Below are 13,035 nucleotides of genomic sequence, written 5' to 3' on the forward strand. Positions count from 1 at the left end.
ATGCCCGCCGCGCAACAGACCTCCCGGCCGGCGCCGCACGTGCTGGAAGCGGTGCTGGAGCGGCTGACCTATGTGAACGAGGAGACCGGCTACACGGTGGCCCGGGTGGCCACCGCGAAGAGCGGATCGGACCTGCTCACCGTGGTGGGCGCACTGCTCGGCGCGCAGCCCGGGGAGAGTCTGCGGCTGTCCGGCTGGTGGAGTTCGCACCCGCAGTACGGGCGGCAGTTCGAGGTGGTCTCGTACACCACCGTGCTGCCGGCGACCATCCAGGGCATCCGCCGCTACTTGGGATCGGGGCTGGTCAAGGGGATCGGTCCGGTCTTCGCCGAGCGGATCGTGGAGCACTTCGGGCTGGACACGCTGGAGATCATCGAGACGTCACCGGACCGGCTGATCGAGGTGACCGGGCTGGGTCCGAAACGGACCGCGAAGATCACCGCGGCGTGGGCCGAGCAGAAGGCGATCAAGGAGGTGATGGTCTTCCTCCAGGGGGTGGGGGTGTCCACCTCGATCGCGGTGCGGATCTACAAGAAGTACGGCGACTCGTCGATCTCGGTGGTGCGCAACAGCCCGTACCGACTCGCCTCGGACGTCTGGGGTATCGGCTTCAAGACGGCGGACACGATCGCGCAGGCGGTCGGGATTCCGCACGACAGTCCGGAGCGGGTGAAGGCCGGCCTGCAGTACACGCTGTCCCAGGCGACCGACAACGGTCACTGTTTCCTGCCGGTCGACCAGCTGACCGACGAGGCGTCCAGGATTCTCGAAGTCCCGGCCGGACTCATCCCGCGATGTCTCGATGAGCTGGTCGAGGAGGAGGGCGTGGTCCGCGAGGACGACCACGTCTACCTGGTCCCGTTCCACCGTGCCGAGATCTCCCTCGCCGCCACCCTGGTCCGGCTGCTGCACGACAGGTCGGACAGGATGCCGCACTTCGGTGACGTCGACTGGGCCAAGGCACTCGACTGGCTGCACCGGCGCACCGGGAACACCCTCGCGCCCGAGCAGGAGGCCGCGGTCAAGCTGGCGCTCACCCACAAGGTCGCGGTCCTCACCGGCGGCCCGGGCTGCGGCAAGAGCTTCACCGTCCGCTCCATCGTCGAACTCGCCGCCGCCAAACGCGCCAGGATCCAGCTGGTCGCACCCACCGGCCGGGCCGCCAAACGGCTCGCCGAGCTGACCGGGCATCCCGCGGCCACCGTGCACCGGCTGCTCAAGCTGCAGCCCGGCGGCGACGCCAGCTTCGACCGGGACAATCCGCTCGACGCCGACCTGCTGGTCGTCGACGAGTCCTCGATGCTCGACCTGATCCTGGCGAACAAGCTGGTCAAGGCGATCCCGCCGGGCGCTCACCTGCTGCTGGTCGGGGACGTCGACCAGCTCCCGTCGGTGGGCGCCGGCGAGGTGCTGCGGGACCTGCTCGCGGCGGAGGTGATCCCCCGCGTACGGCTGACGCAGATCTTCCGGCAGGCCGCGGAGAGCGGCGTCGTCACGAACGCCCACCGGGTCAACCGCGGACGCCCGCCGCTGCTCGACGGGATGAGCGACTTCTTCCTGTTCCCGTGCGACGACACCGAGGAGACCGCGGGCCTCACGGTGGACGTCGCGTGCCAGCGGATCCCCCGCCGGTTCGGCCTCGACCCGCGCCGCGACGTGCAGATCCTCACCCCGATGCACCGCGGGCCGGCCGGTGCCGGCGCGCTCAACACGCTGCTGCAGCAGCAGCTCACCCCGGCCCGCGAGGACCTGCCGGAGCGGCGGGCCGGCGGGCGGGTCTTCCGGGTCGGCGACAAGGTCACCCAGATCCGCAACAACTACGACAAGGGGGTGGCGGGGGTCTTCAACGGCACGGTCGGCGTCATCACCGGGTTGTCGCCCGAGGAGCAGACCCTGACGGTACGGACGGACGAGGACGAACTGATCGAGTACGACTTCGACGAACTGGACGAGCTGGCCCACGCCTATGCGATCACCATCCACCGGTCGCAGGGTTCGGAGTATCCGGCGGTGGTGATCCCGCTGACCACCAGCGCGTGGATGATGCTGCAGCGCAACCTGCTCTACACCGCGATCACCCGGGCGAAGCGGCTGGTGGTGCTGGTCGGCTCGCGCAAGGCGCTGGCCGCGGCGGTGCGCACGGTCGGCGCCGGCCGCCGGCACACCGCGCTCGCCGAACGCCTCGGCTAGCGACCCGAGCGGCGACCCGAGCCTCCCCGGGGCGACCCGCACCTCGGGCGATTTGCGCTTCAGCCGGCGGCCGCGGCCGGCTCCGAGGGCGACCTGTATAGCAGGCTGTTCTGTCGATACCCGCTCCCGCATACCACCTGATCGTCATGCGCGTGGCGAAATGCCGGAATCCGGGCCGAATGGCGGCAGCCCGGGTACACCCGGACAACGAATTCCGGTAAACACGGTGAGTACGATTCCCGCCGGGCGCCGCGGCATGCGGAAATACTGTTTCCGGTAAGCGTTTCCCAACCAATCCAATGGGGGATTCACGATGTTTCGCAATCTGACCGCCGGCGCCGCCGTGCTCGCCTCTCTCGTGGTCGGCACACCGGCCCAGGCAGCACCGCAGCCGACACCGGGCGAAATGATGATCATCGACGTGGTGAACGCGAACGGCTCGGGCTGCCCGGACAAATCCGCGAAGATCACCGTCTCGCCGGACAACACCGCGTTCACCGTCACCTACTCGGATTACACCGCGCAGGTCGGCCCGCAAGCCTCCCCGCTCGATTTCCGGAAGAATTGCCAGCTGGCCCTCGACATCAAGGTGCCGTCCGGATTCACGTTCGCGATCGCCAGCGCGGATTACCGCGGATACGCGTCACTGGCCCGGGGGGCGTGGGCGCAGGAGGCGGCCAACTACTACTTCCAGGGCCATTCCCAGACCACCCGGATCGAGCACACCTTCCGGGGCCCGGTCGACGACGACTGGCAGCGCACCGACCAGGTCGGCATCGCGTCGCTGAGCTACCTGCCGTGCGGCGAGCGCCGCTACCTGAACATCAACACCGACCTGCGGGTCAACCGCGGCACCTCGGACGCGCACCGGTACACCAGCTTCATCTCGATGGACTCGACCGACGCCGCGATCAACACGGTGTACCGGGTGGCCTGGAAGAAGTGCTGACCGCGGGCGGGTCAGCGGGGGCGGGCGGTGGCCGCGCGGTCGGCGGCGGTGCGACCGAAGGTGAGCCAGAAGTCGGTGATCGCCAGGCTCAGCAGCGGGCGGTGGCCGGCCAGGTAGGCGAGCGGGCCGGCCGGGTCGGGGCGCCAGGCGGCCTGCGACGTACGCAGGCCTGATCGGCCGCGCACCGGGGTGCGCTTGACGTGCCCGCCCAGCGCCTGGGCGACGGTGAACCCCAGCGGGAAGCGGCCCGGAAGCCGGCTCTTCAACCGGATCAGGGCCGCGGCGATCGGGGCGCCATCCGGCGCCGTGGCCGTCGCGTCGATCAGGTCGTCGTCGGCGTCCAGGGTGAAGCCGGCCAGGTCCTTCGGGATGCCCCACAGGTTGCGGCCGCCGTCGCGGGAGGCGACGCTGTCCACCCAGATGTCGGTGATGCTGACCCGCGGCCGGCCGCGCTCGTGGGTCAGCACCGCGCTGAGCAACTCGCGGTAGTGCAGGACGCCGCCGGGTTGATAGTCGACCCAGGCCGCGCCGATCGCGGCCCGGCCGCCGAACGACAACGGACGTGCCGCCGCGCCCAGCACCCCGGGCAGCGGCGGCACGTCCCGCAGCGGTATCAGGAAGACCGACAGATACATCTGTCCGCGCAGGTGCCAGGGCTCGGGCGGATACATGCCCCTAACACTGGCATCGATGCGTCAGTAACGGAAGCGGGAGACCACGGTCTGCAGCTGGCCGGCCGTGGCGGTCAGCTCGTCGGCCGCCCGGCGGGTCTCGCCGACCGTGTCGGTGGTGCGCCGGGTCGCTTCCGACACCCCGGTGATGGTGGCCGCGATGTTGCCGGCGCCGCCGGCCGCCTCGGCCAGGGTGCGGTTCATCTCCTGGGTGGTGGCGGTCTGCTCCTCGACGGCCGAGGCGATGGTCAGCTGCAGGCCGTTGATCCGCTCGATGATCTCGCTGATCTCCTCGATCGCGCTGACCGCGCCGCTGGTGTCGGTCTGGATCGACTGCACCCGCCGGGAGATGTCCTCGGTCGCCTTCGCGGTCTCCTGGGCCAGGTCCTTGACCTCGCCGGCCACCACCGCGAAGCCCTTGCCGAGCTCACCGGCGCGGGCTGCCTCGATGGTCGCGTTCAGCGCGAGCAGGTTGGTCTGCTCGGCGATGCTGGTGATCACCTTGACCACGGTGGCGATCTCCGCGGACGACTCGCCGAGCCGGGCCACGATCGCGTTGGTGGCCGCGGCCGCCTGCACCGCCTGCACCACCACCTGGGTCGCCTCCGAGGTGGAGACGCTGATGTCGCGGATCGCCGAGCCCATCTCCTGGGCGCCGGACGAGACGAACTGCAGGTTGTTGGAGACGTTGTCGGCCGCCGCGGAGACCGTGCCGGCCTGCGACGACGCCTCGGTGGCGGCCGCGTCGACCGCGCTGGAGACCGAGGTCAGCTGAGTGGCGGCGTGCTGCAGGGTGGTGGCGCTGCCGGCCAGCTGCACCACGTCCTCGCGCAGCCGGGCGATGCCGGAGTCGAGTGCGGCGGCCATCTGCCCCACCTCGTCCCGGGTGGTCACCCCGGAGGTGCGGGTCAGGTCGCCCTCGGCCAGGCCCTCGGCGAGCCGGGAGACACCGCGGACGGCGTCGCGCACCCGGGCGGCCACCCGGAAGCCGATCAGCATGCTGAGCACCACCCCGGCGGCGAGCACCCCGGCAATGGTCCAGGTGGCGGAGTTGGCGGCGGAACGCGCGTCGGCGATCTGCGTCTCGGCGACCGCGGCGGCCCGGGCCTGCAGCGCGTTCCCGTCGGCGCCCAGCGCGTCGTGCAGCTTGCCGTACTGCGCCAGGCCGGCCACGATCTCCGCCTTGCTCAGCGGGTGGTCCGAGGCCGCTGTCGAACCGAGGAACTGCAGGAAGCTGTCCCAATCCTGCTGCGTCCGGGTCACCGTGGCGTCGCCGGGCAGCTCGGCGCCAAGACTGGTCAACGCGTCGGTGGCGGCCTGCTTGTACTGCGCGGCCACGGCACCGATCTGCGCCGCCTGCGACGGGTAGAGCTGCATGGCGGAATTGCTGCCGACGAACGCCTCGAGATTCCTGCTGAAACCGCTGACCGCCGTCTCGATCGCGATGGACTTGTGCTGCGCGTCGGCCGCCTTCTGGTTCAGCCCGCGCACCGTCATGATCGACATCCCGCCCACGATCAGACCGCCGACCGCGGCGGTCAGCGCCGCCGCGACGATCTTCGTCCGCAGGGAGCGGTTGTCGAACGCCCCGCCCACACCCATCGCGTTACCTCTTTCAGCAGTATTCAACACCCGCTGAATCGGCAGAACTGCCTTCCACCTAAGAAACCGCGGCCAGTGCTTGAAAAATGAGGCTGGTCGAGGTAGCGCCCGGGTCCTGATGGCCGATGCTGCGCTCACCCAGGTAGGAGGCGCGGCCCTTGCGGGCCCGCAACGGCACGGTGGCGGCCGCTCCCGCCGCAGCGGCCTCGGCGGCCTCGGCGGACGCCCCGGCGAGGTCCGCTCCCCCGGCGACGGACCGCTCGAAGACCGCCAGAGCCGGCGCGTACGCGTCGATCATGGTCTTGTCCCCGGGCGCGGCACCGCCGAGCCTGCGGACCGCCTCCAGCCCGGCGTGCAGGGCGGCGACCAGGTCGGTGGCCTCGACCGCGGCGGTGTCCGGCAACGCCTTGCCGGCGGCCCGCAGCGCGCTGCCGTAGAGCGGGCCGGAGGCGCCGCCCACCCGCGCCATCAGCGTGGTCCCGGCCCTGGTCAGCACGGCCGCCGGGGTGTCCTCCGCGCCGGCGTCGAGAGCCGCCACCACGGCGGCGAAACCCCGGTTCAGGTTGACGCCGTGATCGCCGTCGCCGATCGCGGAATCCAGCCGGGTCAGCCGGTCGGTCTCGGCCGCCACCGCGGCGGCCGCGGCGCGCATCCAGTCCCGGGCGAGCGTCGCATCCATGCTCAGGCACCCCAGCGCAGGCCGGGGGTGCGCACCGGGGCGTCCCAGAGGCGGAGCATCTCGTCGGTGGCCTGGCACAGGGTGAGCGACATGCCGGCCATGTCGAGGCTGGTCACATAGTTGCCGACGAGCTTGCGGGCGATCGGCACGCCGCGCTGCTCCAGGACCGCGGCGACCTCGCCGTAGATCAGGTACAGCTCGATCAGCGGGGTGCCGCCGAGGCCGTTGACCAGCACGATCACCGGGCCGGGAAACTGTTTGGCGTCCAGGATCGCGTCCAGCGCGGCGTGCACCAGGTCCTTGGCCGGGCGCAGCTTCTCCCGGCGGCGGCCCGGCTCGCCGTGGATGCCGACACCCGCCTCGATCTCGTCGGCCGGCAGGTCGAAGCCGGGGCGGCCGGCGGCGGGCGTGGTGCCGGCGGTCAACGCGTACGCGAAAGAGCCGGAGGCAGCGTTGACCTCGCGCCCGATCGCGGCGACCTCGCCGAGCTTGCCGCCCTCCTCGGCGCGCGCGCCGGCGATCTTCTCCACCAGCAGCGTCGCGCCGGTGCCCCGGCGGCCCGCCGTCCATGTCGAATCCTCGACCGCGACGTCGTCGTCGACCAGCACCGTCTCGACGCTGATCCCCTCTTCGGTGGCGAGCTCCGCGGCGAGCTGGAAATTCATCACGTCACCGGTGTAGTTCTTCACCACGTGCACCACCCCGGCGCCACCGTCGACGGCCTTGGTGGCCGCCAGGATCTGGTCGGGCACCGGCGAGGTGAAGACCTCACCGGGGCAGGCCGCGTCCAACATGCCCGGTCCGACGAACCCGCCGTGCAGCGGCTCGTGCCCGGAACCGCCGCCGGAGACCAGGCCCACCTTGCCGGCCCGCGGCGCGTCGGCCCGTGCGATGTACTGCTCCCCGGTGTCCACCCGCAACTCCGGGTGGGCGGCGGCCAGCCCCCTGAGGGCTTCGGCCACCACATCGGCAGGATCGTTGATGAATTTCTTCACGACCGGCTCCTCTCCGCTGTTCTCCGTGCACCCACTGCATCCTCGCGCGGTCTAGAGTCGAGATCCATGGGGCTCGTGGGAATCGTGCTGGTTTCGCACTCCGAGCAGTTGGCGTCAGGCCTGCGCGACCTGCTGCGCCAGGTCGCCGGCGACGAGGTCCGGATCGAGCCGGCCGCCGGCACCGACGACGGCGACCTGGGCACCAGCCCCGACCGGCTGAGCGCGGCGATCGCGGCCGCCGACACCGGAGCGGGCGTGGTCATCCTGGCCGACCTGGGTAGCGCGGTGCTGACCGCCCGGGCGGTCCTCGCCGACACGCCGGGCCCGCTGCTGGTCGACGCGCCGTTCGTGGAGGGGGCGATGGCGGCGGCGGTCACCGCGTCGACCGGAGCCGGGCCGGCGGCGGTGGCCGAGGCGGCACGGGAGGCTCGCGATGTCGCCAAGTTCTGAGCTCGAGGTGGTCCTGCCGGCGGCGCTGCACGCCCGACCGGCCGGCGAGGTGGTCCGGGCGGCGGCCCGCTTCCCGGCCGCCGTCGAGATCCGGCACGGGGCCCGGTCGGCGAGCGCGCGCAGCGCCCTGAAACTGATGTCGCTGGGCGTGACCGCGGGGGCGACGGTGACCGTGCACGCCGAGGGGGAGGACGCGGCCGCGGCCGCGGCCGCCGTCGCGGAGGCGCTACGCCTAGCCACCTAGCGACCCGCTTGGGCACGGCGGGACCGGCGGCACCGCTTGGCCACCGGCCCGACCGGCGGCCACCGCTTGGCCGCCGGCCCGACCGGCGGCACCGCCTGGCAGCCGGACGGGGGTCGGCGCCTCGCCGATGTCAGGGTCGTCGTGAGCGGTGGCTGAGCCAGGGTCCGAGCCCCTGGCCGTCCTCCGTGGCGATGAACGTCCCGCGCGCGTTGATCAACGCCTCGTCGACGTGACTCAGGCAGCCCCAGACCGTCGCACCCCAGGTGTCCGCCAGCTTGACCTCGGCCGGCTTCGGGCATGCACTGCCGTCCGCGGCCCCGATCTGGCAGGAGGCCGGCGCCCCGCCGCGCCGGCTGACCGCCTCGGCCGCCTGCCGGATCAGCGAGAACCGCGCCTGCGGCCCGGTGGTCTCGACCCGGGCGTCGGCGGCGATCGCCGTGCGCTGGCCGACGAGCACCACGTTGCCGTCGGGGTCGCGGGTGCGCAGCTCGCCGCCGGGCGCGTGCTCCGGATACCCGGCCATCTCGTACTCGTGACCGGCCTCGTCCAGCCGGTCACGCACCGCGGCCAGATCCGTGACGTACAGGTAGATCAGCAGCGGCAGCTCGACCTGGATGAGCGGCGGCTGGACCCCGGCCAGCAGCAGCGTGTGCTCACCACACTGCAGATACGACCAGCGCGCGGCACCGTCGCCGCCCGCTCTCGACTCGCCGTAGCCGAACAGCGCGTAGAACCGGCGAGCGGACTCGATGCTCCGCACGTACAGCACCGGGACGGCCGCCTGCACACCAGTCTGCATGCGCGGCAACCTACCGCACCCGGGGACCGGCCCGGCGGACAGCCACCGACAACCCGTGCCACCGAGCCGTCGCAGAACTCGTTCCGCTACGCGGGCGGGGACGCCATCGTGGCCCGGGCACGGCGAACGGGCAGCGGATGCGCGGCCACGCGCTGGCCTGGCACCAGCAGCAGCCCGGCGGGGTGTCGTCGCTGAGCGGGTCGGCGCTGCGCAGCGCGATGGTCAACCACATCACCACCGTGGCCACCCACTACCTGGGCCGGATCTACGCCTGGGACGTGGTGAACACCGCCGTCTACACCATGGTCAAGGGCTTCCTGGCGCGCGGAGTGCCGATCGACTGCGTCGGCTTCCCGTCGCACATCAACTCGGCGTCGCCGCCGGAGCCGGCACCAGCTTCGGCTTCCAGGGCACCGGGTCGGCCCCTTCGGGCACGGCCACCTGCACGGCGGCCTGATACCGGAAGGTCGCGGGGGCCGTCATGATCGACACATGACCCGGCGGCCCCTTTCCCTCGTCGCGCTGCTCCTGCTGGCCGGCTGCACCACCGGCCGGGCACACCCGGCCGCGGCGCCCGCGCCGGCCGTGTGCACCGGCGGGCAGACCGTGTTCGCCAAGGCGGTCACCGGCAAACTGCTCACCGGCGTCACCCCGGTCGAGAAGGGGCTTGCCAGGGACGTGGTGTTCACCGACCCGTACGACCAGATCAACACCCGGACCGCCGCGGTGCGGACCGCGGCGACGGCGCCGGCCGAGCAGATCTACCGGGAGCTTGCCGGCCGGTACGGGGAGGACCATCCGCTGGCCCCCTACGGCGAGGTGTACCACCCGGCCACCGGCGAGTCGTTCAGCATGGACCGCACCGGCCGCTTCGTCGCCTACGAGTGGCTGCGCACCCTGGACGTGCCCTTCCACTACACCTGCGGCGGCACCACCACCGACGGCACCGTGATCACCTGGAGCGCCGTGCTGACCGACGGCATCCTGAACTGCGACGAGCCGGCCCCGGCGGCCACCACGGCCGACGATCCGGAGCGCGAGGCCCGCCGGCTGCGCTGTTAGCCGGCCGGTCGCGACAGTCGGGCGGGAACCCGCGGACGAACGGTCGGCGGCCTGCGACAAACGGGTCACGACGCTCAGGTGCCGGCCGGCGAAGCCGAAGACGATGGCGATCCGCACCTCCCGATCCGACTACCGGAGAGCCATAGTGTCGTACCAGCCGCCGTCCGTTCCGCAGAAGCCGACCGCAGCGTTCGTCGGCGCGTCCTGGGTCGCCCTCGGGCTCGGCATCGCGTCGTTCGCCGTCGGCCTGTGGAACTCGCACATGACCAAGAGCGAGGTCGGCTTCTACGCCGCGACGCTCCTGCTGGGCCTGTTCGGTGCTCTCTCCCTGCAGAAGTCGGTCCGCGACCGGGCCGAGGGCGTGCCGGTGACGAACCTCTATCTGGGCGTCGCCGGCATCATCGTCGGCCTCTCCATCGTGATGATGACGATCGGACTGTGGAACAGCGGTCTGGCGTTGAGCGAGCGCGGCTTCTACGGCCTCGCTTTCGCGATGAGCCTGTTCGCCGTCGTCGCCGTCCAGAAGAACGTCCGCGACTCGGCCCCGCCGGCGGCGACCCGGCCGGCCGTCGTCAGCCCGTACCCGGATGGCCGCTGAGCGCTGATCCGGCCGCGGCGCCCCACCCCGCGCGGCACGTGCAGCGATCACGTGCCGGCGGGTGTCCGGATCTGCCGTGGACCAGGCGTCAGCGTGCGTGGCGGGTCGGCTCAGCGCTCCAGGATGGCGACGACGCCCTGGCCACCGGCCGCGCAGATGGAGATCAGGCCGCGGCCGGCGCCCCGTCGGCTGAGCAGCTTGGCCAGGGTGGCGACGATCCGGCCGCCGGTCGCCGCGAACGGGTGGCCGGCCGCCAGTGAGGAGCCGTTGACGTTGAGCTTGGCCCGGTCGATCGACCCGAGCGGCGCGTCCAGGCCGAGCTTCGCCTTGCAGAACTCCGGCGACTCCCAGGCCGCCAGGGTGGACAGCACCTGCGACGCGAACGCCTCGTGGATCTCGTAGTAGTCGAAGTCCTGCAGGGTGAGGCCGTTGCGGGCGAGCATCCGCGGCACCGCGTACGCCGGGGCCATCAGCAGCCCCTCGTCGCCGTGCACGTAGTCGACCGCCGCCGTCTCGCAGTCCGCGAAATACGCCAGGACCGGCAGTGAGTGCGCGGCGGCCCACTCCTGCGAGGCCAGCAGCACGGTCGACGCGCCGTCGGTCAGCGGGGTCGAGTTGCCCGCCGTCATCGTCGCGTTCTCCTTGCCGTACACCGGCTTCAGCTTCGCGAGTTTCTCCAGGCTGCTGTCGGCCCGCAGATTCTGGTCGCGGGTCAGCCCCAGGTAGGGGGTCATCAGATCGTCGAAGAACCGACTGTCGTACGCGGCGGCCAGGCGCTGATGCGAGGTCAGCGCGAGCGCGTCCTGATCCTCGCGCGACACGTTCCACCTCGCCGCGGTGATCGCAGCGTGCTCGCCCATCGACAGGCCGGTGCGGGGCTCGGAGTTGCGCGGGATCTCCGGCTGCAGCGCGTGCTGCGGGCGCAGCTTGGCGACCGCCTTCAGCCGCGCGCCCAGCGTCCGCGCCCGGTTCAGCTCCAGCAGCGCCTGCCGCATGTCCTCGTTCACCTGCAGCGGCGCGTCCGAGGTGGTGTCCACGCCACCGGCCACGCCGACGTCGATCTGGCCCAGCGCGATCTTGTTGGCGACCAGGATGGCCGCCTCCAGCCCGGTGCCGCAGGCCTGCTGGATGTCGTAGGCCGGGGTGTGCGGGTCGAGCCGCGAGCCCAGCACCACCTCGCGGGTCAGGTTGAAGTCGCGGGAGTGCTTGAGCACGGCGCCGGCCACCACCTCACCGAGCCGCTCGCCGGCCAGACCGAACCGGGCGACCAGGCCGTCCAACGCGGCGGTCAGCATGTCCTGGTTCGAAGCGGCGGCATACCTGCTGTTCGACCGGGCGAACGGGATACGGTTACCGCCCAGGACGGCGACACGGCGCACGGTCGGCACGGAATCCTCCACAGATCTATCCACGACATCGACGACGGCAAAGCTACTGACCGGTAGGGTACTCGCATGGCTGACAGGTACGCGAACTTCGCCAACTCCGGTCTCGGCCGGGCCGTGGTCAAGCGTCTCGGCTTGCCCGACCCGCCCCGCCTGCGACGGTACCGCCCGGGCGACCCGGTGGCGTCCGCTCCGGTGCTGCTCGGCGCCGCGCCCGGCGGACGACTCGCCGACCCGGTCGGCAAACTGCTGCAGGACGCCGGGGTGCAGGTGGTCACCGAGGGCGCGGACGGGGCGAAACACGCCGCCCTGATCTTCGACGCGACCGGCATCACCACCTCGGCGGGGCTCCGGGCGCTCTTCGACTACTTCCACCCGTACGCCCGCAGCCTGACCCCGAGCGGCCGGGTCATCGTGCTGGGCACGCCACCGGAAGCCGCCGCGGACCCGAAAGAGGCGACCGCGCAGCGGAGCCTGGAGGGTCTGACCCGCAGCATCGGCAAGGAATTCGGCCGGGGCAGCACCAGCCAGCTGGTCTACGTGGCACCCGGGGGCGAGCAGTCGGTCGAGTCCACCCTGCGCTTCCTGCTCAGCGGGAAATCCGCCTACGTGTCCGGCCAGGTCATCCGGATCGGCGCGACCGCAGCCCCGACCCCCGCCGACTGGGACAAGCCACTGACCGGCAAACTCGCCCTGGTCACCGGCGCGGCCCGAGGCATCGGCGCATCGATCGCGGCGACCCTGGCCCGCGACGGCGCCGAGGTGATCGCGCTGGACGTGCCCGGCGCCGGCGACGCGCTGGCCGACGTGGCGAACCGGGCGCGCGGCCGGGCGCTGCAACTCGACCTGACCGCCGAGGACGCGCCGGCGCGGCTCGCCGGATACCTCGCGGCCGGCCCGCACGGCGGCGTCGACATCCTGGTGCACAACGCCGGGATCACCCGGGACAAGACGATCGCGCGGATGGACGAGAGCCGCTGGGACTCGGTGATCGGGGTCAACCTGACCGCCCCGGAACGCGTCAACGACCTGCTGCTGGAACGCGACCTGATCAAGCCGGGCGGCCGGATCGTCGGCGTCGCCTCGATCGCCGGGATCGCCGGCAACCGCGGGCAGACCAACTACGCGACCAGCAAGGCCGGCGTGATCGGACTGGTCCAGTCGACCGCGCCGCTGCTCGCCGGGAAGGACATCACGATCAACGCGGTGGCGCCCGGCTTCATCGAGACCGCGATGACCGCGAAGATGCCGATCGGGCTGCGTGAGGCCGGCCGCCGGCTGAACAGCATGTCGCAGGGCGGCCTGCCGGTCGACGTGGCCGAGACGATCGCCTGGTTCGCCTCCCCCGGGTCGGCGGCGATCACCGGGAACGTGGTGCGGGTCTGCGGCCAGAGTCTGCTGGGGGCCTGAC

At 71.9% G+C, this 13,035-nt stretch carries 13 protein-coding genes and 1 pseudogene; 8 read left to right on the plus strand and 6 right to left on the minus strand.

Annotated elements, in window-relative coordinates; all coding sequences use genetic code 11:
- Entirely contained in the window at positions 1-2,190 is a 2,190-nt protein-coding gene (locus tag ACSP50_RS26845; protein WP_043512260.1) for an ATP-dependent RecD-like DNA helicase, read from the plus strand.
- Between the two features lie 313 nt (positions 2,191-2,503).
- Entirely contained in the window at positions 2,504-3,139 is a 636-nt protein-coding gene (locus ACSP50_RS26850; protein ID WP_014692444.1) for a DUF4360 domain-containing protein, read from the plus strand.
- Positions 3,140-3,150: 11 nt separating this feature from the next.
- On the opposite strand, the gene ACSP50_RS26855 is transcribed toward ACSP50_RS26850, so the two are convergent.
- The 4 genes from ACSP50_RS26855 to dhaK are packed head-to-tail and all read right to left on the minus strand — an operon-like array spanning position 3,151 to position 7,086.
- The gene (locus tag ACSP50_RS26855; RefSeq protein WP_014692445.1) at positions 3,151-3,810 is read right to left on the minus strand and encodes an acetoacetate decarboxylase family protein; all 660 of its coding nucleotides are present in this window, start codon (positions 3,808-3,810) and stop codon (positions 3,151-3,153) included.
- A 24-nt stretch (positions 3,811-3,834) separates the two neighbouring features.
- Positions 3,835-5,412: a methyl-accepting chemotaxis protein gene (locus tag ACSP50_RS26860; protein ID WP_014692446.1), complete on the minus strand. Its 1,578-nt coding sequence runs from the start codon at positions 5,410-5,412 to the stop codon at positions 3,835-3,837.
- A gap of 58 nt (positions 5,413-5,470) precedes the next feature.
- The gene (gene dhaL, locus ACSP50_RS26865; RefSeq protein WP_014692447.1) at positions 5,471-6,091 is read right to left on the minus strand and encodes a dihydroxyacetone kinase subunit DhaL; all 621 of its coding nucleotides are present in this window, start codon (positions 6,089-6,091) and stop codon (positions 5,471-5,473) included.
- Between the two features lie 2 nt (positions 6,092-6,093).
- Positions 6,094-7,086, minus strand: coding sequence for a dihydroxyacetone kinase subunit DhaK (dhaK, locus tag ACSP50_RS26870; RefSeq protein ID WP_014692448.1), 993 nt, complete (start codon positions 7,084-7,086; stop codon positions 6,094-6,096).
- Positions 7,087-7,152: 66 nt separating this feature from the next.
- Here dhaK and dhaM point away from each other — a divergent pair, with 66 nt between their 5' ends.
- Together dhaM and ACSP50_RS26880 are read left to right on the plus strand one after the other, a co-directional pair.
- Positions 7,153-7,536, plus strand: coding sequence for a dihydroxyacetone kinase phosphoryl donor subunit DhaM (dhaM, locus tag ACSP50_RS26875; RefSeq protein WP_014692449.1), 384 nt, complete (start codon positions 7,153-7,155; stop codon positions 7,534-7,536).
- Positions 7,520-7,780 carry an HPr family phosphocarrier protein gene (locus ACSP50_RS26880; protein WP_014692450.1) on the plus strand — a complete coding sequence of 87 codons (261 nt, stop codon included), beginning with the start codon at positions 7,520-7,522 and terminating at the stop codon, positions 7,778-7,780. The genes dhaM and ACSP50_RS26880 overlap by 17 nt, the downstream gene beginning before the upstream one ends.
- Positions 7,781-7,910: 130 nt before the next feature.
- Here the strand turns inward: ACSP50_RS26880 and ACSP50_RS26885 are convergent, their stop codons facing one another.
- A complete protein-coding gene (locus tag ACSP50_RS26885) occupies positions 7,911-8,579 on the minus strand; it encodes a VOC family protein (RefSeq protein WP_014692451.1) in 669 nt (222 codons plus the stop codon).
- 57 nt (positions 8,580-8,636) lie between these two features.
- Here ACSP50_RS26885 and ACSP50_RS26890 point away from each other — a divergent pair.
- The 3 genes and pseudogenes from ACSP50_RS26890 to yiaA form a co-directional block, all read left to right on the plus strand.
- A pseudogene (locus ACSP50_RS26890) lies at positions 8,637-8,959 on the plus strand (endo-1,4-beta-xylanase); the annotation flags it as partial.
- Positions 8,960-9,071: 112 nt separating this feature from the next.
- The gene (locus ACSP50_RS26895; protein ID WP_014692453.1) at positions 9,072-9,641 is read left to right on the plus strand and encodes a hypothetical protein; all 570 of its coding nucleotides are present in this window, start codon (positions 9,072-9,074) and stop codon (positions 9,639-9,641) included.
- Between the two features lie 145 nt (positions 9,642-9,786).
- The gene (gene yiaA / locus ACSP50_RS26900; RefSeq protein WP_043512262.1) at positions 9,787-10,239 is read left to right on the plus strand and encodes an inner membrane protein YiaA; all 453 of its coding nucleotides are present in this window, start codon (positions 9,787-9,789) and stop codon (positions 10,237-10,239) included.
- Positions 10,240-10,349: 110 nt separating this feature from the next.
- Here the strand turns inward: yiaA and ACSP50_RS26905 are convergent, their stop codons facing one another.
- Positions 10,350-11,627, minus strand: coding sequence for an acetyl-CoA C-acetyltransferase (locus ACSP50_RS26905; RefSeq protein WP_014692455.1), 1,278 nt, complete (start codon positions 11,625-11,627; stop codon positions 10,350-10,352).
- A gap of 66 nt (positions 11,628-11,693) precedes the next feature.
- Here ACSP50_RS26905 and ACSP50_RS26910 point away from each other — a divergent pair, with 66 nt between their 5' ends.
- Positions 11,694-13,034 carry a 3-oxoacyl-ACP reductase gene (locus tag ACSP50_RS26910; protein WP_014692456.1) on the plus strand — a complete coding sequence of 447 codons (1,341 nt, stop codon included), beginning with the start codon at positions 11,694-11,696 and terminating at the stop codon, positions 13,032-13,034.
- The last annotated feature ends 1 nt before the right edge of the window (position 13,035 follow it).

Source organism: Actinoplanes sp. SE50/110 (assembly GCF_900119315.1).
Lineage (GTDB): Bacteria > Actinomycetota > Actinomycetes > Mycobacteriales > Micromonosporaceae > Actinoplanes.

Coding starts and splice junctions, on each gene's coding strand:
- ACSP50_RS26845 (WP_043512260.1), top strand. CDS start 1: ATGCCCGCCGCGCAACAGACCTCCCGGCCGGCGCCGCACGTGCTGGAA.
- ACSP50_RS26850 (WP_014692444.1), top strand. CDS start 2,504: ATGTTTCGCAATCTGACCGCCGGCGCCGCCGTGCTCGCCTCTCTCGTG.
- ACSP50_RS26855 (WP_014692445.1), bottom strand. CDS start 3,810: ATGTATCCGCCCGAGCCCTGGCACCTGCGCGGACAGATGTATCTGTCG.
- ACSP50_RS26860 (WP_014692446.1), bottom strand. CDS start 5,412: ATGGGTGTGGGCGGGGCGTTCGACAACCGCTCCCTGCGGACGAAGATC.
- dhaL (WP_014692447.1), bottom strand. CDS start 6,091: ATGGATGCGACGCTCGCCCGGGACTGGATGCGCGCCGCGGCCGCCGCG.
- dhaM (WP_014692449.1), top strand. CDS start 7,153: ATGGGGCTCGTGGGAATCGTGCTGGTTTCGCACTCCGAGCAGTTGGCG.
- ACSP50_RS26880 (WP_014692450.1), top strand. CDS start 7,520: ATGTCGCCAAGTTCTGAGCTCGAGGTGGTCCTGCCGGCGGCGCTGCAC.
- ACSP50_RS26885 (WP_014692451.1), bottom strand. CDS start 8,579: ATGCAGACTGGTGTGCAGGCGGCCGTCCCGGTGCTGTACGTGCGGAGC.
- ACSP50_RS26895 (WP_014692453.1), top strand. CDS start 9,072: ATGACCCGGCGGCCCCTTTCCCTCGTCGCGCTGCTCCTGCTGGCCGGC.
- ACSP50_RS26910 (WP_014692456.1), top strand. CDS start 11,694: ATGGCTGACAGGTACGCGAACTTCGCCAACTCCGGTCTCGGCCGGGCC.